Source organism: Paenibacillus sp. FSL E2-0178 (assembly GCF_038593005.1).
GTDB classification, from domain to species: domain Bacteria; phylum Bacillota; class Bacilli; order Paenibacillales; family Paenibacillaceae; genus Paenibacillus_AQ; species Paenibacillus_AQ phytohabitans.
On record NZ_CP151953.1, the window covers coordinates 6,412,485 to 6,434,912 of the forward strand.

Below are 22,428 nucleotides of genomic sequence, written 5' to 3' on the forward strand. Positions count from 1 at the left end.
TGCTTACGAAGTGAGTTTTGCTTGAAGTGAATACAAGGAGCAGACGCTCGCAAAACTTTTAGGAGGATACAAATGAAGCCGGTTAAAGTGGGATTGCTGGGTTTGGGTACAGTAGGTACGGGCGTAGTCCGTATCGTTGAAGGGAATCAGGAGGATTTGAGCAGCCAGGTAGGCTCGCCGATCCTGATTGAACGTATTGCCGTGAAGAATACGGAGAAGCCGCGGGAAATTGAAGTCGATCCATCCAAGATCACCGATGACCCGTGGGAGGTTATCCGGGACCCGGAAATTGATGTCATTGTCGAGGTCATGGGCGGTATTGCGGGAACGAAAGAGTACATTCTAGAGGCGCTGGAGCGCGGCAAACATATCGTTACAGCCAACAAGGACCTGATGGCCCTGCATGGCTCGGAAATTCTGGCCAAAGCTCAGGAGAAGCAGTGTGATGTGTTCTACGAGGCCAGCGTGGCTGGAGGCATTCCGATTATCCGTACACTGATTGAAGGATTCTCCTCCGACAAGATTATGAAGATTATGGGTATCGTTAACGGGACAACCAACTACATACTTAGCAAAATGAGCCAGGAAGGCGCGTCTTATCTGGATGTGCTGAAGGAAGCGCAGGAACTCGGGTATGCTGAATCTGATCCAACCTCCGATGTGGAGGGTCTGGATGCTGCCCGCAAAATGGCGATCTTGGGCACTCTTGGCTTCCGGACCAACGTTGAACTCAGCGATGTCAGTGTGAGCGGGATTTCCGGCGTGAGCAAAGAGGATATTGCTTTTGCCAAACGGCTGGGTTATGAGATGAAGCTGCTCGGCATTGCCGAACGCCAGGATGAAGAATTCAGCATCAGTGTGCAGCCTACGATGATCCGTGCGAGCCATCCGATTGCATCCGTGAACGGAGTATATAATGCCGTATATGTGTATGGGCAAGCTGTAGGGGAAACGATGTTTTATGGTGCCGGAGCAGGAGCAATGCCTACCGCAACCTCAATTGTGGCAGATCTTGTGGCTGTAATTAAGAATCTGAAGCTGGGTGTGAATGGGCTTAAGCAGATTGTCCCCTATAAGCAGAAGAAGCTGAAGAGCGATGAAGATATCTTCTACAAGAACTTCCTCCTCCTGCACGTAGATGACAAAGCGGGTGTGCTGGCGAAGATTACTCAAGTGTTTGCCGAATATGATGTCAGTCTGGATTCCGTAGTGCAGCAGGCCAATACTAATAATCCGGATGCAGAAATCATTATTGTAACGCACAATGCCAGCAAGGCGAGTATGAATAAAGTAATGCGGCATTTAGAGCAATTGAACGTCATTCACCGCATCAAAAGCCATTATCGTGTAGAAGGCTGAGTACCGCATTCCGAGATTCATCGGCTGCGTGCAAATATAACGAAGGAGATTTCCCACGCCATGAGTATTTACGGAAGGTCTAGAGTAAAAGTCCCTGCCAGCACCGCCAATCTCGGTCCGGGATTCGATACACTGGGCATGGCACTGTCACTGTATGCCTGGATTGAGATGGAAGAGGCGGCAGAAACGGTATTTCACCTGTATGGTGATGAGATGAAGGGTATCGCCCGTGACAAAAGCAATCTGCTCTACAAGGTAGCCCAGATGGTGTTTGCAGAAGCCGGGGTTTCGGTCCCCGAGCTATCCATCTCGATGTATTCAGAAATTCCGCTCACCCGGGGTCTCGGCAGCAGTGCTTCCGCAATTGTTGGCGCATTGGCCGCAGCTAATGCTATGATTGGTTCACCGCTTGGGTCTGCGAAGCTGTTTGATATGGCCACAGCGCTTGAGAAGCATCCTGATAATGTTGGAGCCTCCATCTTCGGGGGTATTATCACAGCAGCATGGGATGGGCAGCATGCCGATTATATCCGGATAGAGCCTCCACAGGCACTGGAAGTGCTTGTGGTTATTCCTGAATTTGAGCTGGAGACAGTCAAAGCAAGAGGGCTGCTGCCTGCCGAAGTTACAATGGGCGATGCTGTCCATAATATCAGCCGTACCTCACTGCTAACTGCAGCACTCTCCGCCGGCCGGCTCGATATGATTGGCAGAGCGATGCAGGACCGCTTGCATCAGCCGTACCGTGCTCCCATGGTGCCGGGTATGGAGAAGCTGCTTGCTGAGGCGCCCGGGCGCGGTGCTCTGGGGATTGCGCTAAGCGGCGCAGGCCCTACATTGTTATGTATGGTGGACCGTAGCAGCGATAAGAAGCAGGAACTGGAGCATTTCCTGACAGAGACAATGCAGGAGAATGGGATTCCTTCCCGGACTGTATGGCTGTCGCCATGTACTTCAGGTGTTACCACGGAGCTGCTTGAAAGAAACGGGATGCAAAACGGATCATTTTTGGATATGATAAAAGGAGAATTACAGTCATGAAATCAATAGCGGTATTGCCTCAGGGCTCGGTGTCGCATGAAGCGCTGCTGCATTTATTTGGGGGTAACCCGGTAAATATTGAGCATCATAAGCTGATATCCGATGTCTTTCTGTCTACGGCGAACGGAGTTACGGATTACAGTGTGATTCCGATTGAGAATACGATCGAAGGCTCGGTCAGTCTGCATATTGACTGGCTCATTAACGAGGTGAATCTGCCGATGCAGGCGGAGTGGATTTTTCCGTCGGTGCAGAATCTGATCGGTAATCCGCAGGAATTCACGGATGGGAGCGGGCATAAGGATTATACGAAGATTGTCAAAATCCTGTCCCATCCGGTTGCTATGGCACAATGTCTGCAGTTCATCCGCAAAGCCGCACCTTGGGCGGAGCTGGAATCTGTGGGCAGCACTTCCGAAGCCGTTGAGATTGTAAAGGATAATCCCGGCAAGGGCTGGGCCGCTATCGGTACGTCACTGGGGGCAGCTACGCACGGGCTGGAGATCGTGGAGCGGCAGGTTACAGACCATAACAACAATTACACGCGTTTTGTACTTGTTGGCCAGGAGAAGCTGGAGCTGCCGCTAGAGAGCAGCGGGGACAAGACGAGTATTCTTGTGACGCTGCCTGAGGATTTTCCGGGTGCGCTGCATCAGGTGCTGGCTGCATTTTCCTGGCGGAAGCTGAATCTGTCGCGGATTGAATCACGGCCGACCAAGAAGAAACTGGGTACTTATTATTTCTATATTGATGTGCTGGAACCGATAGAGTCTGTGCTGCTTCCGGGGGCGATCGAAGAGATCAAGGCCTTGGGCTGTCAGGTACGGATTCTGGGGTCCTATCCCACATACACCTATGAGGAAGAGAAAGCGGAGGTGCAGTAAGTTCATGGCTGAACAATGGATCTATCTGGATGGACAACATGTAACGAAGGACAATGCTAAGGTATCGGTATTTGATCACGGCTTTTTATATGGAGACGGTATTTTCGAAGGAATCCGTATTTATAACGGCAACATCTTCAAATGCAAAGAGCATCTGGACAGGCTGTATGATTCGGCCAAATCGATTATGCTGGAGATTCCGCTGACGTATGATGAGATGCTGGAGGCTATGGCTGAGACTATCCGTCTTAATGAGATGCGTAACGGGTATATCCGTCTGATCGTTTCGCGCGGTCCTGGTAACCTGGGACTTGATCCGCGCCGCTGTCCCAAAGCAAGTGTCATTATTATTGTAGAGCAGCTGGCGATCTACCCGGAACAGGCTTATCTGAACGGACTCCGCGCCGTGTCGGTATCCCAGCGCCGCAATATCCCGGATGCGCTGAATCCGAAGATCAAATCGCTGAACTATCTCAACAACATTCTGGTGAAAATCCAGTCTAATCTGGCGGAAGCCGATGAAGCGATCATGATGAATGCGCAAGGATATGTAACCGAGGGATCGGGCGACAACATCTTCATTATCAAAAGAGGAGTAGTCTACACGCCTCCCTGCTATTTGGGCGCGCTTGAAGGAATTACCCGTCTGGCGATTATCGAGCTATGTGAGAAACTGGGCTTGCCGCTGAAGGAAGAGCCGTTCACCATGCATGATGTATATATTGCCGATGAAGTTTTCTTCACCGGTACCGCAGCCGAAGTTATTGCGGCCCGTGAAATCGATGGCCGGATTATCGGTTCCGGTCACGCCGGTCCGATTACCCTGCAGCTGCTTGAAGAATTCCGCAATGTTGTGGATAAAGACGGTTACAAGGTGTGGGAATAGTTCCTTAATAGTTATTCCGCAAACCAATGAATGAATATAGCAGCAATCCTCCCATAGAGCTATGGGAGGATTTTTTTTGTATTAGGGATGTCATTCGCCCATGGGCTGCATAAGATGTAGTAACGAAGGAGGCGGCTGTACCGCATATACCATGCTGAAGTGCAGTAATCCCTGAACCGGGGGGCAACGTCGATCAACAGATATTTATTAGGAGGTAAATGCTGCGTGAAAATACACATTGTTAAGCAAGGCGATTCGCTGTTTGCGTTATCGCAGAAGTATGGAGTGCCGCTGCAAAAAATAATTGAGGCCAATCCGCAAATCACGAATCCAGATGTACTCGCTGTCGGAGATAAGGTCAAAATACCGGCAGCCCCGATACCTGTACCAGATAACAGTGAGGTCTATTACAAGCATACCGTCAAGCAAGGCGATACCTTGTGGAAGCTCTCCAAAGCATGGGGCATTACGCTGAAGGACATGATTGATGCCAATCCGCAGCTTAAGAATCCCAATGTTCTGATGACAGGGGAAGTTGTGAATATCCCTAAGAAAGCTAATACTGCTTCTCCTATTCAGGCTCAGTCTGTCTCTCCGGCAAAAGCTAATACTACTCCCATTCAGGCACAATCCACAGCACCTGCAGTCGTAGACAAAACAGCTATTGGCGGAAAAACCTATACCGGGCCCATAGAAAAGCCGGCTCCTGTCGTGTCCCCTGCCGCAGAAGCTGTCCCGGTTCCCATTGCTGCTCCTGTACCGGCGCCTAATCCTGCACCCAATAAAGCACCCGAAGTGATGCCGATTCAGGAAATCGTTCATGAGAAACAAAGCTTATTTGTACAAATCTCAGTTCCGGCACAAGAAGCCATCACATATGAGATGCCCAAAGAAGCACATAAAACTGAGGTTCAGCCATCGGCATGGAACGATGGTAAAGTCTCTCCATGCGACAAGAGCGAAGGTTATCCTGGTCTGAATGAGAACCCGTATTTCATGAATTGTCCGCCGGTGTATCCTGTGTATGAGCCCATGGGAATGATGGATATAAACGCTGCTCCTAACTACATTCAGCCTGCAGCTTTCATGCCGGATTGCCCGCCGTACTATGCTTATCCTGCAGGAGATTATCCCGGAGCCTGGTACCCGAACGCTGCGCCAGACTATAACAATGCGGCAATGTCCGCAGTGAGCCCGATGAGCGATAACGCATCTTTTGTATCTCCGCAGTATAGCGGCCAGCCGGTCAATCTCCCTTGGCCTTCCTGCGGATGCGGCGGAATGTCTATTCAGCCTTATCCGTATGAGCAAGCAATGCAGCCTATGTACAATACGTATCCGGTGTATGGTATGCCGCAGCCGGGAATGGTATCCCCTTATTCAGCAGAAATGAATTCAATGCCTAGTGCGCTGTCACCGGTGTACGATCAGCCAATGGTATCGAATATCCCGGCTTATCCGTCCTACCCCGGTATGGAGAACTTTGCCCATAACCGTGTACCTGAAATCCAGGTTCCAGAGCCTGCAGTGCAGGAAGCAGCGGAGACTCCTGAAGCAGTACGCGCTGAAACGCCGTCAGTGAAGAATGCAAAGGGCGGGGCTTCCAAAGCGGCGGCAAAAGTGAAAACTTCCAGCCAGACAACCACCGCCAAAGCTAAGACTTCTTCCAAAACAGGTTCAAGCTCAAACGGACGTTCAAGTACAGCCAAAAAGAATAAGAATCCATGGATTTCTAACTAAGTCTGAAACTATAGTTTATGGAGTGCATGCAGGTCACGCATAGGATGCGGGCTTGCTGCACTTTTTTGGAATTTTGCAGGTACAGAGACTTGTATAGTATAACTATGGAGTTCTATAGAACCATTTTTAAAATGGTAAATATTGAGGGTTGTTTTTAGTTATAAATGCATGGTATATTATAAATCCAGTCGCGAGGCGGAAGCCTTTTCACAAGATTGGACATGTTACTCTGACGAGTATGTAAACAACTTCTGGAAAATAAGTGTTGCATTCAGATGAGAAACATGATATATTATAAAAGTTGCTGGTGACGCGGTAAGCGGCGCTGACAATGAGCTTGATCTTTGAAAACTGAACAACGAGTGAGTGGGAAATCACGAAAGTGACTTCCAAAATAGAGAATGAAAATTCTCGTCAGATGTTTCAAAATGAGCAATCGCTCTTTCTAAAACCAATTTGGAGAGTTTGATCCTGGCTCAGGACGAACGCTGGCGGCATGCCTAATACATGCAAGTCGAGCGGAGTTTGAATGGAAGCTTGCTTCTGTTCTTGCTTAGCGGCGGACGGGTGAGTAACACGTAGGCAACCTGCCCTCAAGACTGGGATAACTACCGGAAACGGTAGCTAATACCGGATAATTTCTTTCCTCTCCTGAAGAGAGAATGAAAGGCGGAGCAATCTGCCACTTGGGGATGGGCCTGCGGCGCATTAGCTAGTTGGTGGGGTAACGGCCCACCAAGGCGACGATGCGTAGCCGACCTGAGAGGGTGAACGGCCACACTGGGACTGAGACACGGCCCAGACTCCTACGGGAGGCAGCAGTAGGGAATCTTCCGCAATGGGCGAAAGCCTGACGGAGCAATGCCGCGTGAGTGATGAAGGTTTTCGGATCGTAAAGCTCTGTTGCCAGGGAAGAACGTCCGGTAGAGTAACTGCTACCGGAGTGACGGTACCTGAGAAGAAAGCCCCGGCTAACTACGTGCCAGCAGCCGCGGTAATACGTAGGGGGCAAGCGTTGTCCGGAATTATTGGGCGTAAAGCGCGCGCAGGCGGTCATTTAAGTCTGGTGTTTAAACCTTGGGCTCAACCTGGGGTCGCACTGGAAACTGGGTGACTTGAGTACAGAAGAGGAAAGTGGAATTCCACGTGTAGCGGTGAAATGCGTAGATATGTGGAGGAACACCAGTGGCGAAGGCGACTTTCTGGGCTGTAACTGACGCTGAGGCGCGAAAGCGTGGGGAGCAAACAGGATTAGATACCCTGGTAGTCCACGCCGTAAACGATGAGTGCTAGGTGTTAGGGGTTTCGATACCCTTGGTGCCGAAGTTAACACAGTAAGCACTCCGCCTGGGGAGTACGGTCGCAAGACTGAAACTCAAAGGAATTGACGGGGACCCGCACAAGCAGTGGAGTATGTGGTTTAATTCGAAGCAACGCGAAGAACCTTACCAGGTCTTGACATCCCGATGAAAGCATTAGAGATAGTGCCCCTCTTCGGAGCATCGGAGACAGGTGGTGCATGGTTGTCGTCAGCTCGTGTCGTGAGATGTTGGGTTAAGTCCCGCAACGAGCGCAACCCTTGACTTTAGTTGCCAGCAGGTTAAGCTGGGCACTCTAGAGTGACTGCCGGTGACAAACCGGAGGAAGGTGGGGATGACGTCAAATCATCATGCCCCTTATGACCTGGGCTACACACGTACTACAATGGCCGGTACAACGGGAAGCGAAACCGCGAGGTGGAGCCAATCCCAGCAAAGCCGGTCTCAGTTCGGATTGCAGGCTGCAACTCGCCTGCATGAAGTCGGAATTGCTAGTAATCGCGGATCAGCATGCCGCGGTGAATACGTTCCCGGGTCTTGTACACACCGCCCGTCACACCACGAGAGTTTACAACACCCGAAGTCGGTGGGGTAACCCGCAAGGGAGCCAGCCGCCGAAGGTGGGGTAGATGATTGGGGTGAAGTCGTAACAAGGTAGCCGTATCGGAAGGTGCGGCTGGATCACCTCCTTTCTATGGAGAATCGTCACCTGCAACGGTGACATTCAAATCGGAAGTATTACTTCCAAAACTCAGGTTTAGGCCTGTTACTCACTCGTTGGTCAGTTTTGAGAGTTTAAGCTCTCATCTTTAAACTGTCTGAATTTTCGAACATCACAGTCGTGATTGTACCGAAATTTCAGCACCTTGATCCTTGAAAACTGGATACCGAAACGAATTTGCGTTTTAGAACATCTTTTAGCTGAAACTTGTGTAAGCAAGTTGAAATAGTTATTAGTGCAGAACGAAGGTTTTCGATTGTGCAGCGACCTTTGGCTTTGAATGTGTTAGTGAATGGAGCAATCCATGAGCGGCATTCAAAACAAGAGGAGCAAGCAAGCGAAACACCGGAGTGACGGTTAAGCTAATAAGAGCACACGGAGGATGCCTAGGCGCCAGGAGCCGACGAAGGACGTGGCGAACAACGAAACTGCCTCGGGGAGCTGTAAGCAAGCTTTGATCCGGGGGTGTCCGAATGGGGAAACCCAGCTGTGGTAATTCGCAGTTACTCATTTCTGAATACATAGGAAATGTAGAGGCAGACCAGGGGAACTGAAACATCTAAGTACCCTGAGGAAGAGAAAACAATAGTGATTCCGTCAGTAGCGGCGAGCGAACGCGGAACAGCCTAAACCAAGGGGCTTGCCCCTTGGGGTTGTGGGACGTCTCACATGGAGTTACAAAGGAATATGGTAGGCGAAGAGGTCTGGAAAGGCCCGCGATAGAGGTAAAAGCCCTGTAGCCTAAACTGTGTTCTCTCCGAGACGGATCCCGAGTAGTGCGGGGCACGTGAAACCCCGTATGAATCCAGCAGGACCATCTGCTAAGGCTAAATACTACCTGGCGACCGATAGTGAAACAGTACCGTGAGGGAAAGGTGAAAAGCACCCCGGAAGGGGAGTGAAATAGAACCTGAAACCGTGTGCTTACAAAAAGTCAGAGCCCGATCTATGGGTGATGGCGTGCCTTTTGTAGAATGAACCGGCGAGTTACGTTTAACATGCAAGGTTAAGGTGAGAAGCCGGAGCCGCAGCGAAAGCGAGTCTGAATAGGGCGATTTAGTATGTGGACGTAGACCCGAAACCGTGTGATCTACCCCTGTCCAGGGTGAAGGTGCGGTAACACGCACTGGAGGCCCGAACCCACGCATGTTGAAAAATGCGGGGATGAGGTGGGGGTAGCGGAGAAATTCCAATCGAACTCGGAGATAGCTGGTTCTCCCCGAAATAGCTTTAGGGCTAGCCTCGGTGAATGGAGTGGTGGAGGTAGAGCACTGATTGGGTGCGGGGCCCGCAAGGGTTACCAAGCTCAGTCAAACTCCGAATGCCATTAACTTCTTGCCGGGAGTCAGACAGTGAGTGCTAAGATCCATTGTCAAAAGGGAAACAGCCCAGACCATCAGCTAAGGTCCCCAAGTGTGTGTTAAGTGGGAAAGGATGTGGAGTTGCACAGACAACCAGGATGTTGGCTTAGAAGCAGCCACCATTGAAAGAGTGCGTAATAGCTCACTGGTCGAGTGACTCTGCGCCGAAAATGTAACGGGGCTAAACACACCACCGAAGCTATGGCTAGATGCTTTGCATCTGGGGTAGGGGAGCGTTGTATGTAGGTTGAAGGTGTACCGTAAGGAGCGCTGGACAGCATACAAGTGAGAATGCCGGTATGAGTAACGAAAAGATCAGTGAGAATCTGATCCGCCGAAAGCCCAAGGTTTCCTGAGGAAGGCTCGTCCGCTCAGGGTAAGTCGGGACCTAAGGCGAGGCCGAAAGGCGTAGTCGAAGGACAACAGTTTGAAATTACTGTACCACCGTAATCCGCTATGAGCGATGGGGTGACGCAGGAGGGTAGTGACGCGGACTGATGGAAGTGTCCGTCTAAGCAGTGAGGCTGATGTGTAGGCAAATCCGCACATCGATAAGGCTGGGCTGTGATGGGGAGCGAAAATTGTAGTAGCGAAGGTCATGATCTCACACTGCCAAGAAAAGCCTCTAGCCAGGAGAAGGTGCCCGTACCGCAAACCGACACAGGTAGGCGAGAAGAGAATTCTAAGGCGCGCGGAAGAACTCTCGTTAAGGAACTCGGCAAAATGACCTCGTAACTTCGGGAGAAGAGGTGCCTCGGTAGGGTGAATAGCCCGAGGGGGCCGCAGTGAAAAGGCCCAAGCGACTGTTTAGCAAAAACACAGGTCTGTGCGAAGCCGCAAGGCGAAGTATACGGGCTGACGCCTGCCCGGTGCTGGAAGGTTAAGGGGAGTGGTTAGGAGCAATCCGAAGCTGTGAACCGAAGCCCCAGTAAACGGCGGCCGTAACTATAACGGTCCTAAGGTAGCGAAATTCCTTGTCAGGTAAATTCTGACCCGCACGAATGGCGTAACGACTTGGGCGCTGTCTCAACGAGAGATCCGGTGAAATTTTAATACCTGTGAAGATGCAGGTTACCCGCGACAAGACGGAAAGACCCCATGGAGCTTTACTGCAGCTTGATATTGAATTTGGGTACGATCTGTACAGGATAGGTGGGAGCCGTTGAGGCAGGAGCGCAAGCTTCTGCGGAGGCGCCGTTGGGATACCACCCTGATCGTATCTAGGTTCTAACCTAGTGCCCTAATCGGGTACGGGGACCGTGTCAGGCGGGCAGTTTGACTGGGGCGGTCGCCTCCTAAAGAGTAACGGAGGCGTTCAAAGGTTCCCTCAGAATGGTTGGAAATCATTCGAAGAGTGCAAAGGCATAAGGGAGCTTGACTGCGAGACCAACAAGTCGAGCAGGGACGAAAGTCGGACTTAGTGATCCGGTGGTACCGCATGGAAGGGCCATCGCTCAACGGATAAAAGCTACCCTGGGGATAACAGGCTTATCTCCCCCAAGAGTCCACATCGACGGGGAGGTTTGGCACCTCGATGTCGGCTCATCGCATCCTGGGGCTGAAGTAGGTCCCAAGGGTTGGGCTGTTCGCCCATTAAAGCGGTACGCGAGCTGGGTTCAGAACGTCGTGAGACAGTTCGGTCCCTATCTGTCGTGGGCGCAGGAAATTTGAGAGGAGCTGTCCTTAGTACGAGAGGACCGGGATGGACGTACCGCTGGTGCATCAGTTGTTCCGCCAGGAGCATGGCTGAGTAGCTACGTACGGACGGGATAAGCGCTGAAAGCATCTAAGCGTGAAGCCCCCCTCAAGATGAGATTTCCCAATTAGTAAGACCCCTTGAAGACGACGAGGTAGATAGGTTGGAGGTGGAAGTGCAGCAATGCATGGAGCTGACCAATACTAATCGGTCGAGGGCTTATCCAAATTTCTTAGAGCGCAGATTCGTTTCGGATTCAGTTTTCAGGAATCAAATTGTAATTTATAGAGCTCAAGTAGTTCTATAGAGAAAATTTGTTTTCAGCATTTAGCGATGCTGAGACCTGAATCATAGCATTTGTATATCAAATGCCCGTTTGGTGGCGATAGCGGAGGGGTTCCACACGTACCCATCCCGAACACGACCGTTAAGCCCTCCAGCGCCGATGGTACTTGGACCGAAGGGTCCTGGGAGAGTAGGACGCCGCCAAGCACTTAAGACCACTGTTGACATTCAACGGTGGTTTTTTGGTGCGCCTCACAGTCGCACCATCTAGGTGGTTCAAATCCACCCGGTAACTTTACCCTTTAAAGTGCCGTAGCCGAAGTAGATATCCGGCAACCGAAGGTTGCACGGATAGGCAGGGTGTCTTCCGTGAGGAAGAATCCGAAGGGCCTGCAGGCAAAGTCCAGCCCGGAATGCAGTGAACCAGAGGTGGCGGCGATGTCGGGCGACCCGCCCGAAAAACGGGGAAGCTTATACGAGAACGTATATTTTACAGGAAAACAACCAAAGGGAAATGACCTGTAGAACTCATCGACGTGATTAGGGTCAGGATGGATGGAATAGAAGGTGCAGATAACTGAGGGAAGTCTCGTAGTCTCCTTGACGCAAACGCGGACAAGGTAGGGGAGGTATAACCGAAAGGGAAAGCCAAGCCGAAGGATTGCGAGATGGCGGATCGTTTCGTAGTAGTGAGTAAATCCGGGCCAATGAAAGCTGGTAACAGACTGGAGGAGAAAACCCGGATGAGTATGCGCCTGGATTTTTTTTGAAAGGCAATTAGCCAGAAAAAAAAAGTGGTGTCGCATACCCTGCTCTCACTCCAAAAGAGGAGAGACAGAGGCGAAGGGAACGTGCTTCGTCAAAGCCTGTGAGTGTTCGTGAGTGGAGATCGTAAACGTCTTTAACCAGCGAGGGTTTGACCGAGGGGGTACGTCCCGCCGAGAGCGAAAGAGCGCTTGGGGATGAGGCAAACTGGCGACCTGAGTACATCCAGGGCAGCAGGAGCGATTGAAAGTTTTTTTTTCTAACACGCAGTTGCCGGGATGGAATAAGCAAGGAATCGATCTATGTAGCGGAAACAAGACCAGCTTGGTGAGTAGCGGTAAAGGTGGTGAAACACCAATGAAACCGAAAAGACGTTATTATTCCTTAATCGATAAGGTTTACCAAATGAACAATCTGCACGAAGCCTGGCTATCGGTAAAGAAGAATCAAGGAAGTGGCGGTGTGGATGGCGTCAGCACCCTAATGTACGAGAAGAATGTGAGCATGAACCTAAGAGAACTCCAAAGGTTATTGCAGCAGGGGCGTTACGTTCCAGATCCCGTGAGGCGGCATTACATCGAGAAGGAGAATGGGAAGTTAAGGCCGTTAGGCATTCCCACGATCCGGGATCGGGTATGTCAGCAAGCGGTACGCCAAATCATTGAGCCTATCTTTGAAGAGGACTTTTACTACTATAGTTTTGGATTTCGGGCAGGATACTCGGCGCATCAAGCCATACACACGATCCGGCGGGCCAAACGTAACGGATATGAATATGTAGTGGACCTGGATATTGTATCTTTCTTCGATGAAATTCCCCACGAGGGACTCATGGAGAAGGTACGAGAGCGGATCACCGACGGAAAAGTGCTGACGCTCATTCGCGGATGGCTAACGGCGGGAATCATGGAAGATGATCAGTTCCATGAAACGGAAATCGGCTCTCCACAGGGCGGGGTTATCTCGCCGCTGCTGGCAAATATCTATCTGAATACGTTTGACTGGGGAATGAAGGAGCAGGGATTTGCCGTTGTCAGATATGCAGACGATGCTGTGATCCTATGCAAGAGTAAGGAGAAGGCAAAAGAGGCATATCTGGCAGCAAAGAAGATCCTGGAAGAGGACCTAGGGCTGCGGATGCACCCGGAGAAAACCAAAGTGGTGGATTTTAAAGAAGGATTTCGTTTTCTGGGATTTGACTTCAGGAGGAACTATGTGAGCTTGCCGGAAGCGAAAATGAAGAAATATAAGGAACAAATCCGAAACGCGACCCGAAGGCAGCAAGGAACCAACCTGGAGGGAATGCTCAAGAAGCTAAACGAAATCATCCGAGGATTTGGAAACTATTTTGGGATAGGAGATGTAAAGAAAAAGTTTGAACGTCTGGATAAATGGACGCGGATGAGGGTGCGAGCCTTCAGGCGCAAAAAGAAATCTACGGTGTCAAACCGGTTGATTCCAAATAAGGAACTGGAAGCAGCGGGAATGGTATTTCTAACAAGCTTACTCACCACGCGTTCCTAATTCAGGAGTGAAATAGGCAATCCGGCGATGGATGAAGGAAACTCACTCCTGAAGATGGGGAACTGACGAAGGAAAGCCGTGTGCGGGAAATCTGCATGCACGGTTTGACGGGGAGTCCGAGGGAGTAATCCCTCGTCTTACCCTACTTGTACAGTTAACACATGAATTTCATGATTTTAGCCCGCTGCCTGAGGTGAAGAAACGGAATGCATTTAAAATTCCTGCGTATAATACAACATTCTCCTTATAATCTCAGCTATAATCCAAAAATGTTGTATGAAAAGCAGCATTTCTCTTCCTACAGGTGACATTAGCGGGCAATTCTTGTATTTCATGCAAAATACGTACAACATTTAAGCCTGTACAGTGGTAACTTAAGAATATCAAATCTGAAAGCGACGAATCAGGTGTGGGTAATTTAATAAATTACGTATCACATAAGCAGTAATCGGTTACTAATTTAGTTGTAATCTAAAGTATGGTTTATATAGTCTATTTGTATATGGATTATAATTGGTGTATGTATCGGGGAGGTACGTATGTGATTATTTGGCTGAATGGAACCTTTGGTTCAGGAAAAACGCAAACGGCGATTGAGCTCCACCGGAGTATTCCACATTCTTATGTATTCGATCCGGAGAATGCCGGCTATTATATCCGTGATAACCTTCCAGGAGGCATGTCAAAAAACGATTTTCAGAGCCATCCGCTCTGGCGTGAGCTTACGTATTCAATGCTTAGATACATAGATTCAGAGTATAATGGAACGATTATTGTACCTATGACCCTAGTAGATCCAGACTACTTTATGCAGATTGTGGGCAGACTAAGAAGCGAAGGGATAGTGGTTCGTCATTTCACGTTGACTGCTTCCCCTGAGACCCTGTATAGCAGACTGAAGGGCCGTGGTGAAGGCAGGAGATCCTGGGCTGCTGTACAGATGGAGAGATGTCTTACAGGGCTGGAGAACAAGGTCTTTGAGTGTTATGTGGACACTGAGCAGATATCTATTCCAGAGGTAGCTGGAATTATTATGTCTCTGCTGGAGACCGGGGAATAGAAAAGGGAGATCTGCAATGGCGATCCAGATTAGTGTTGAAGTGGAAGGATAATAGATTTTAATAATTATTGTGTTTTCTATTGCACTATAATCATATATTTGATATAATACTTTTTGTTGTCGAAAGATTGTTTGTTGATATGGCTCGTTGGTCAAGGGGTTAAGACACCTCCCTTTCACGGAGGTAACATGGGTTCGAATCCCATACGAGTCACCATAATCTTCTTCAATCTCTAAAGTTGAAATAAATAATGATTGTATATCTCATGAGAATGTGTTATGATCATTAAGTTGCTTCTTCGATGGAGGCTTAGCTCAGCTGGGAGAGCATCTGCCTTACAAGCAGAGGGTCGGGGGTTCGAACCCCTCAGCCTCCACCATGGAGACTTGCAAGATAGAAGTGAATACATTTATTACTGACGCGGGGTGGAGCAGCCCGGTAGCTCGTCGGGCTCATAACCCGAAGGCCGCAGGTTCAAATCCTGCCCCCGCAATTGTTTTGGAACCGTGGTGTAGTTGGCCTAACATGCCTGCCTGTCACGCAGGAGATCGCGGGTTCGAATCCCGTCGGTTCCGCCATTTTTATTTAAGTAACATAATGAATACATACCGTGTGCGGACGTGGCTCAGCGGTAGAGCATCGCCTTGCCAAGGCGAGGGTCGCGGGTTCGATTCCCGTCGTCCGCTCCATATTTTGCGCCCTTAGCTCAGCTGGATAGAGCGTTTGACTACGAATCAAAAGGTCGGGAGTTCGAATCTCTCAGGGCGCGCCATATTTACTTCTTGAATAATCAAAGTGTCCTTAAGGGATATGTACTTATAATTTGCCGGCGTGGCGGAATGGCAGACGCGCTCGACTCAAAATCGAGAGGGAAACCGTGGAGGTTCGAGTCCTCTCGCCGGTATCATCATAAACAGGCTTACAGATTTGCTTTCGGGCAAATTTGTAAGCCTGTTTTTTTTAAGGATATTATACAGGTTGAGCAATTGTCGATTACCTTTAACTTGGCTCCAAATAAGCCAGTCATTCCAAGCGGTATAATTCCTCTGACTCTTCCGGCATCCCCCGCCGGTTTTCTTCATTGTTATGACTATCCGCAGTAATTAATAAGAGGCCGGTGACTGTGACTACTATGCAACAAACGGAATTCCTTGCTGAAGCGGACTGGTAAGTCGTTATTTTGCCGAAAACATGCCTCCTAAGGTGAAAGAGGACTGAGAATCCGCTATGTTGTTCATTTGGGCTTAAAATGCAGCAGTTCAGGACAATTAGCGGAATCTCAGTCCGGATACTCCGTGATTTCGCCAGATCTGCTCAAATAAGGGAATCTCAGTCCGCCTGCTGAGCGGATAGTTCATGTAGAGCCCGGTAAACTTCAGCTGATGTGAAACGCAATCAATAAGTATGATCTGGATTCACCCGTAGGGTGAATTTTGTTTTTAAGGGGCAAGCTCTAGCACTGCCATCTGGTGATTCTCGAGATAAGGAACCATATATGTGAGCTCACCGTTTCGGCCTGCTGTGAAAGGCAGTTCAGTCATCGAAGGAGCCAGATAGACCCGCTGGACTTGGGCAGGAGACGGAAGGTTCAGGCTGACAGAAATGTCCCGCAGCGGCACGATGTCCTCGATGACTTCGATACGGCCCTTCAGTGCAGGGGCGGCATAGAGCAGATGGTGCACATAGCGCTTCTCCGCAGGCTGGTACTGCAGGGTCGTTATTCCCCGGGCCGGCAGACAAGTGCGCAGGGTGGGACGCGGAAGCAGCCGGGACAGGGCATGCAGCACCATTTCTTTGAGGATAAGGTGGCCGCCTTCCGCATAGTCGCTGAACACATCCCAGGCGATGTAGATACCGCTGCTGGTCTCAACCATGGCTGGTCCATTATCTTCTCTGGTACCTGGTGTATGCTGATGCGAACAGAAAGTAAAGACATCGCGGTTGAAATACGGATTCTCCAGGTGACCCAGCGATTGTCCTTCCCGTAATTCTACCAGCTGACCTTCACCGTACATAACATAAGAGGCAGGCAGGAGGGCGCCGGGCGTGAAATACGGATGGAAATACGCCGGACGGTACGGGTTTGTTCCCTGCCAGCGGATACCCAGATTCAGCGCAAAGGTATCACCTGCCGGATTCAGGCCCGAACGTCCGGTGGCCAGCACCTTGCCGCCCCCTGCTGTAAAGGCTTCAATAGCGGAAGCCAGTTCCGGCCATACCGGCACTTCATCCGGCAGGATCAGGACTTTGTAAGCGGCAAAATCGCTGAATGTATCTACGATATCATACAGGTAGTGTCCTTCACTCAGTATACGCACTGCTCCTGCATCAGCCAGATTCCGCTGTCCCTTCAGCGCCTGTCCGTCTGGGCAGGCTTCACGGGCCGCCTCCAGGGACAGGACAGCGATGTCCGCAACGGACTCCACTCCGTTGCACCATTGCTCCTTCGGCTCCACCTCGGCATAGGCAGCGCCGATTAGGGCATAGGTCGCTTCATCCATAAACCCCGAAGGGTGAAGCTGGTCACCGATGGAGCATTTTGCACCGTGGGCAAGGCTGAGCGCGGCCTCATACCGCAGCGCGTTCGGATGCTTGTAGCCGCCGAATTCGCCCCAGGAGGTATGGAATTTGCCGGTCATGCCTAGAAATTCCATGCCCAGGGTCTGGGCGTACCGTGCTGACAGCGGGAAGTGATCGTAGCCCCAGCCTCCGGTTGGGAGCGACTCCAGCTCGAGGTGGCTGTTAACCTGGACAAGATCACGGCGGCCCCGCTGCTGATGACCATTGTTATGATAGACCGGAAGGCCTGGCTTTACCGCGTCAATCGTCTCCCGGACACGGCGTGCATAATTCAGATAAGTCTGTTCACCGAGGGCAGTAACGGCTGCTTCATCGCGGGGATCCTGGCCGGCTGCCTGCAGTGCCGAGACGCAGTACTGGCAGCGGCATTTACGGCCGCCGACGATATCGAGGAAGATACCGTCAGCATCATAACGGGAAACTACTTCATGGATTTGCGCCAGCAAAACGTCCAGATAAGGTGTATTCATGCAAAACTCATGATAACCCGGCGTCATGAAGTCCTTCACCCAGCGTGTGCGGTCCTCTGCATCACGGATCAGCCACTCGGGATGGCGGCGGGCCAGCTTCTCATCAAGGCCAGCGGACAGATATACCGGTGTCTTGACTCCGATTTCGTGAGCCGCACTGATCATATCCCCCAGAAGGTCGAAGGAGAGATGCGGATGGATTTCATTGGCTTCACTGAAGTGATAGGCCCAGCCGTGATGGCATTTGGAGAATACCGTAACAGAGTCAACATGACCGGCACGCAGCATGGATTGAAACTGGGATTTGGTGAAATCTTTGCCGATGCCGGGAATGAATTCAGAAGTATGGAAGTCCAGGTGAACCTGACGAAAACGCATGGATACACAGCCCCTTATACGATTTGGATGAAAAGCGGATTCCCAGTCAATGTAACTCTTTTATGGCGGGGCAGCCAGTGATATTATAGACTTTGAATAGCACAAAATCGACTTGGACAGGAGAGATAGCCAGTGCTGTGTCTGGAATTAGCGATTCCGCCGCTGCCGCAATTCGTCACGGTGGGACATGCCGTCTGGCCGCCGGGAGACCGGCATTTCGCCCGTACCTTCGGTGTGTATGATCTGCTGCTGGTGAAGCGCGGAACGCTCTATATGAGAGAAGAGGACAAGCAGTATGCGGTGGGTCCGGGAAAGCTGCTGGTGCTGGAGGCGGGACTGCCGCATGAAGGTTACCGGGCATGTGAGGAGGATACAGAAATATACTGGGTGCACTTCATCCATGAATCTAAGCCGGCATATATTCGGCGGGAGGATATTCCCTGGTCATCCCTGCTGGCCAAGGGAACGGTGGAGGATGAGGAGCCCTCTGCACAGCAGCGTCTGTACATGCCGAAATACGCCACAGTCGACGTAGAGACGCTGGAGCCGATTCTGCATGAGATGAACGAGATCCACAGCAGGCTGAGTGCAGGTAATGCGCTGCGTCTCCACCTGCTGCTGGCCGGGCTGCTGGAGGCGCTTCAGACGGAATGCATACGGACTGCACAGCCAGAGCCGGCGGTCCGGCTGGCCCGGGCAGCGGCAGGCTACCTGGATGTCCACTGGAGACAGCCGTTCAATCTTGCAGGACTTGAAGAGGAGCTGCATTTCCAGGCGGATTATATTACAAGGTGCATGAAACAGCATATCGGCACCACGCCGCTGCAATATGTACTCCATCTGCGTCTGGAGGAAGCCAAAAAGCTGCTGGGCGGTACGGTGCTGGGTATTTCAGAAATTGCCGAACGGGTAGGCATTCAAGATCCCAACTATATGACGCGCCTGTTCAGTTCGAGATTTGGACTGACTCCCGGAGCGTACCGCCGGCGGCTGCGTCAGAGGGAAGATACAGCTGCCTCTACCGGCACGGAGGAAATCTAAGAGCCGCTGCGGGTGCTGCCAAGAGCGCTGTCATGTCGATATCATGCTAAAGAAAGTCGGGATCGTTAAGGCGGAAAAGGGCAGGTGGCGCTACCATTAGATTGCAGGAGAAACGCTTGGCATAGGCCAAGCCGGGGAAATGGCGCAATGATCAGGAGGGAAGATATGCTGCCTTTAAATATTAATACGATTATTGATAGCGTGACAAAAAAAACCGCGAATCTCAAGATTATGTTCCTCGGGGACAGCATTACGGCGGATGGCCTGTATATCCGCTTAATCCGGGAATGGTTGAAGCAGCACCGCCCGGATCTGGCGGTGGAGCTCATCCCGTGCGGTGTACCCAGCGAGACGGCCTCGGGCCTCAGCGAAGCGGCGCATCCGTTTCCGCGTCCCTGCATCCATGAACGGCTGGCAAGAGAGCTTGCGGCAGCGTCTCCGGGTGTGGCCGTAGCTTGCTATGGAATGAACGACGGGATTTATCATCCCTTGTCGGAAGAGCGTTTCGCAGCCTATCAGGCGGGAATGCAGCAGCTGAGCACACAAATCCGTGAAGCCGGGGCCGCTGTCGTGCTGATGACACCGCCGCCATTCGATGCCCCGTCAATGAACGGCCGGCTGCAGCCGGCGGATGCGGCTGATTTCAGCTATCTGGCTCCTTACCAGAATTACGATGAGGTGCTGGAGCGTTATGCGGGCTGGCTTCTGTCCGGTGAATGTCCTGCGGATGGCATCATCGATTTGCGCACACCGCTGCTGGAGCATATCCGGCAGGAGCGGTCACTGAATGCCTCGTATAGATATGGCGACGGAATCCATCCGGACGCAGCGGGACACGGGGTAATCGCACGGACACTTCTGCGGAATTTGTTCGATGCAGAGCCGGATACGCTGCCGGGTGCGGAGGAATCGGGGGAGGCGGCCCGCGGAAAAGCGGATTGACAAGCAAAATGGCGCGGGATTATATTAAGGTCACCCTATGAACCGGGAGAGATCACCTATGAATGTACTGCAGACGATCCGCTCGCGGAAATATTTACAGCGGATTATACTCAGCTTTATGCTTGTTGTTGCCACACTGGCTGTGGCTTCGCTATTTGTGAACTCGAATGCCCGCGGCAAGGTGCTCAGCCTGCAGAACGAAGCCGACCGGAAGCTGCTGACCCAAATCAATTACAATATTGAGAATATGAATGGTATCGTGAAGGATTTGGCGGTTTCGCTGTACAATGACGAAGAACTGCTCGCCCTGAAGTCCGGCGCGGATTACAGGCAGAGCATTCTCAAGATTGAACGCCTCAACCATACTGTGGCAGCTTCCCCGTATTTGCATGCTGCCGTCTTTTACAATGGGGCCCAGCACCGGTTCTTCTCGTCGCTTAACCATGAAATTAACAATAGTCTCCTGTACGATTCCCTTAAGAACTATATGGCCTCGCGGGCGGATCTGCCGAAGCTGCAGCTGATTCCGCTGGACCTTGACGGAAAGGATGAGGGGATAGACGTATTTGCGATCTTTATATATGACGGGGACACTCTCGGTTCCATTAATGACAATGTGCTGATTCTGACGGTGAAGCCGGGCTGGATGTTGGATAACATGAAAGCGCTTAATCATGTGGCGGAGCGGGAAGATGATGTCCTCTTCATTACGGACAGTGACGGCGAGGTGCTTATTTCAACCGACGGGCTGCTTCCGGTCGGTCTTGACATCAAGGCGGACCTGCTGCCGCGGATTGCTTCTTCGTCTGCGCCGCTTAATTCTTTTAACGAAACGTATGGAGACAGGAAGTACAAGGTCACTTATCTGAGCAAAGCGCTGAATAACTGGCAGATCGTCAGTATGCAGGATTACGATGTTGTGCTGGGCAGCGTACGGCAGATGAAATGGACGGAGATCGCGGTCACACTGTCTGTTGCTTTGCTCGCTATCCTGCTATCCGTGTTCTTTGCCTTGCGGCTGTATAAGCCGGTGGGCCAGCTGCTGACGCTGGTGCCGCAGGATGTACGCAGTGCTCCGCAGGCGAAGGATGAGTTGTCGCTGATTGCGGCGAATGTAACCGAGATGATCAGCAAGCTGAAGGGTCTGGAGCTGGAACGGGCCTCGCAGTCCAATATTGCGAAGCTCTACCAGCTGCGCAGCCTGATCGGGTCAAGCCATAGCCTCGATGAACAGGCATTCCTCCAGATCAGGGAGCAGCACGGAATAGACATCGCCTATCCGTCGCCGCTGCGGCTGGCGCTGGTGCAGATTGACAATCTGCAGGGGCTGGCGGCAGAGCCGGGGCTGCCGATGGAATCCCTGCTGTACTTTGCCATTGCCAATATCGGCCAGGAGCAGCTACGGCTGGAAGGGACTTGTGAAGCGGCCGATATGAAAAGCGGCCATCTGGTCTTCATCACCGGCAGCGGAGCCGGGACACTTGCGAAGCTGGAGGAGCGCTTCCGGGAGCTTCAGCAGACGATTTTTGACTACTACCATATTACCTTTACGGTTACGCTGAGCGAAGTGTTCACGGATTACCGCTGCATCACCCGGCATTACAATTTGGCCATGCGTCACTCGAACTACCGGATGGTCTTCGGCAAGGGAGCAGTGATTGAGCCTGAAATGCTGCGGGAGAATGAGCGGAATGAATCGCTGCGTATCCCGCAGGAGCTGGAACGGCAGCTGACAGAAGGACTGAAGGGCGGGGATCTGGCGGAGACAGAGCAGACGATCCGCAAATGGAGAGAATTGCTCGGCAGCTTCAGCTACGAGAATATGTTCTCGGCGGTTCTTCATCTTGCGGTCACCTTAAGCAATACGCTTGGCGAGATGAATAACCGCAACGTCAACCCGGTATCGGTCAACCTGCAGGCCGTTAACCGGCGTATTCTGGAAAAAGAGACGCTGCATGAGATTGAGGCCGTACTTCTGGAGGTTGTGCGCGAGGTGGCTGAGCAGCGGCGCAGCGGGCGGGAGGATAAGAACCGGCTGCTGGCCGAAACGGTGAAGGAAATTATTGATAAGCATTACGCCGATCCGGATCTGAATGTGCAGCGGATTGCTGATATGCTTAAGATGAACTCCGTCTACCTGGGTCAGGTGTTCAAAGCGCAGGAAGGCACGACCGTGGTGGATCAGATCAATGCAGCCCGCCTGGCCTATGCCAAAGAGTACCTGGAGCAGAAGGACCTGACCGTTACAGAAATTATGGAAAAGGTCGGGTTCGGCAACGAAAGCTATTTCTACCGCCTGTTCAAACGCCGCTACGGAACGACACCGAAGGAATACCGCCTGAAGTCTGCCATTGACCGCAGCAAGTAAACAAAAG

The 22,428-nt window shown here is 51.4% G+C and carries 11 protein-coding genes, 7 tRNA genes and 3 rRNA genes; 20 read left to right on the forward strand and 1 reads right to left on the reverse strand.

What is annotated here, in order from left to right; genetic code table 11:
- Positions 1 to 72 precede the first annotated feature (72 nt).
- From MHI42_RS27895 to MHI42_RS27975, 17 genes are all read left to right on the forward strand, one after another.
- A complete protein-coding gene (locus MHI42_RS27895; protein WP_171718256.1) occupies positions 73 to 1,359 on the forward strand; it encodes a homoserine dehydrogenase in 1,287 nt (428 codons plus the stop codon).
- 60 nt (positions 1,360 to 1,419) lie between these two features.
- Positions 1,420 to 2,400, forward strand: coding sequence for a homoserine kinase (gene thrB, locus MHI42_RS27900; protein ID WP_342421290.1), 981 nt, complete (start codon positions 1,420 to 1,422; stop codon positions 2,398 to 2,400).
- Positions 2,397 to 3,284, forward strand: coding sequence for a prephenate dehydratase (gene pheA / locus MHI42_RS27905; protein WP_042217035.1), 888 nt, complete (start codon positions 2,397 to 2,399; stop codon positions 3,282 to 3,284). The genes thrB and pheA overlap by 4 nt, the downstream gene beginning before the upstream one ends.
- A 4-nt stretch (positions 3,285 to 3,288) precedes the next feature.
- Positions 3,289 to 4,170: a branched-chain-amino-acid transaminase gene (ilvE, locus tag MHI42_RS27910; protein ID WP_039300474.1), complete on the forward strand. Its 882-nt coding sequence runs from the start codon at positions 3,289 to 3,291 to the stop codon at positions 4,168 to 4,170.
- Between the two features lie 225 nt (positions 4,171 to 4,395).
- Positions 4,396 to 5,910: a LysM peptidoglycan-binding domain-containing protein gene (locus tag MHI42_RS27915; protein WP_342421291.1), complete on the forward strand. Its 1,515-nt coding sequence runs from the start codon at positions 4,396 to 4,398 to the stop codon at positions 5,908 to 5,910.
- Between the two features lie 453 nt (positions 5,911 to 6,363).
- Positions 6,364 to 7,921 (forward strand): 16S ribosomal RNA (locus MHI42_RS27920).
- Positions 7,922 to 8,305: 384 nt separating this feature from the next.
- Positions 8,306 to 11,234 (forward strand): 23S ribosomal RNA (locus MHI42_RS27925).
- Positions 11,235 to 11,382: 148 nt separating this feature from the next.
- A 5S ribosomal RNA gene (gene rrf / locus MHI42_RS27930) occupies positions 11,383 to 11,499 on the forward strand.
- Together the 16S, 23S and 5S rRNA genes form the textbook arrangement of a ribosomal RNA operon.
- Positions 11,500 to 12,414: 915 nt before the next feature.
- On the forward strand, positions 12,415 to 13,581 hold the full coding sequence (gene ltrA / locus MHI42_RS27935) for a group II intron reverse transcriptase/maturase (RefSeq protein ID WP_342421192.1): 1,167 nt from the start codon (positions 12,415 to 12,417) through the stop codon (positions 13,579 to 13,581).
- Between the two features lie 541 nt (positions 13,582 to 14,122).
- A complete protein-coding gene (locus MHI42_RS27940) occupies positions 14,123 to 14,641 on the forward strand; it encodes an AAA family ATPase (protein ID WP_342421292.1) in 519 nt (172 codons plus the stop codon).
- A gap of 142 nt (positions 14,642 to 14,783) precedes the next feature.
- Positions 14,784 to 14,858, forward strand: a tRNA-Glu gene (locus tag MHI42_RS27945).
- Positions 14,859 to 14,945: 87 nt separating this feature from the next.
- Positions 14,946 to 15,021, forward strand: a tRNA-Val gene (locus MHI42_RS27950).
- A 40-nt stretch (positions 15,022 to 15,061) separates the two neighbouring features.
- A tRNA-Met gene (locus MHI42_RS27955) sits at positions 15,062 to 15,135 on the forward strand.
- Positions 15,136 to 15,142: 7 nt separating this feature from the next.
- Positions 15,143 to 15,220: transfer RNA gene (locus tag MHI42_RS27960), tRNA-Asp, on the forward strand.
- A 36-nt stretch (positions 15,221 to 15,256) separates the two neighbouring features.
- Positions 15,257 to 15,331 (forward strand) — tRNA-Gly (locus tag MHI42_RS27965).
- A gap of 6 nt (positions 15,332 to 15,337) precedes the next feature.
- Positions 15,338 to 15,414: transfer RNA gene (locus MHI42_RS27970), tRNA-Arg, on the forward strand.
- 53 nt (positions 15,415 to 15,467) lie between these two features.
- Positions 15,468 to 15,546: transfer RNA gene (locus MHI42_RS27975), tRNA-Leu, on the forward strand.
- A gap of 535 nt (positions 15,547 to 16,081) precedes the next feature.
- On the opposite strand, the gene MHI42_RS27980 is transcribed toward MHI42_RS27975, so the two are convergent.
- Positions 16,082 to 18,070, reverse strand: a complete 1,989-nt coding sequence (locus MHI42_RS27980) for an alpha-amylase family protein (protein ID WP_342421293.1) — start codon at positions 18,068 to 18,070, stop codon at positions 16,082 to 16,084.
- Positions 18,071 to 18,202: 132 nt separating this feature from the next.
- Here MHI42_RS27980 and MHI42_RS27985 point away from each other — a divergent pair, with 132 nt between their 5' ends.
- The 3 genes from MHI42_RS27985 (at position 18,203) to MHI42_RS27995 (ending at position 22,421) form a co-directional block, all read left to right on the forward strand.
- A complete protein-coding gene (locus MHI42_RS27985) occupies positions 18,203 to 19,111 on the forward strand; it encodes an AraC family transcriptional regulator (RefSeq protein ID WP_342421294.1) in 909 nt (302 codons plus the stop codon).
- Between the two features lie 165 nt (positions 19,112 to 19,276).
- A complete protein-coding gene (locus tag MHI42_RS27990) occupies positions 19,277 to 20,053 on the forward strand; it encodes a GDSL-type esterase/lipase family protein (protein WP_342421295.1) in 777 nt (258 codons plus the stop codon).
- A 58-nt stretch (positions 20,054 to 20,111) separates the two neighbouring features.
- The gene (locus tag MHI42_RS27995; RefSeq protein ID WP_342421296.1) at positions 20,112 to 22,421 is read left to right on the forward strand and encodes a helix-turn-helix domain-containing protein; all 2,310 of its coding nucleotides are present in this window, start codon (positions 20,112 to 20,114) and stop codon (positions 22,419 to 22,421) included.
- The last annotated feature ends 7 nt before the right edge of the window (positions 22,422 to 22,428 follow it).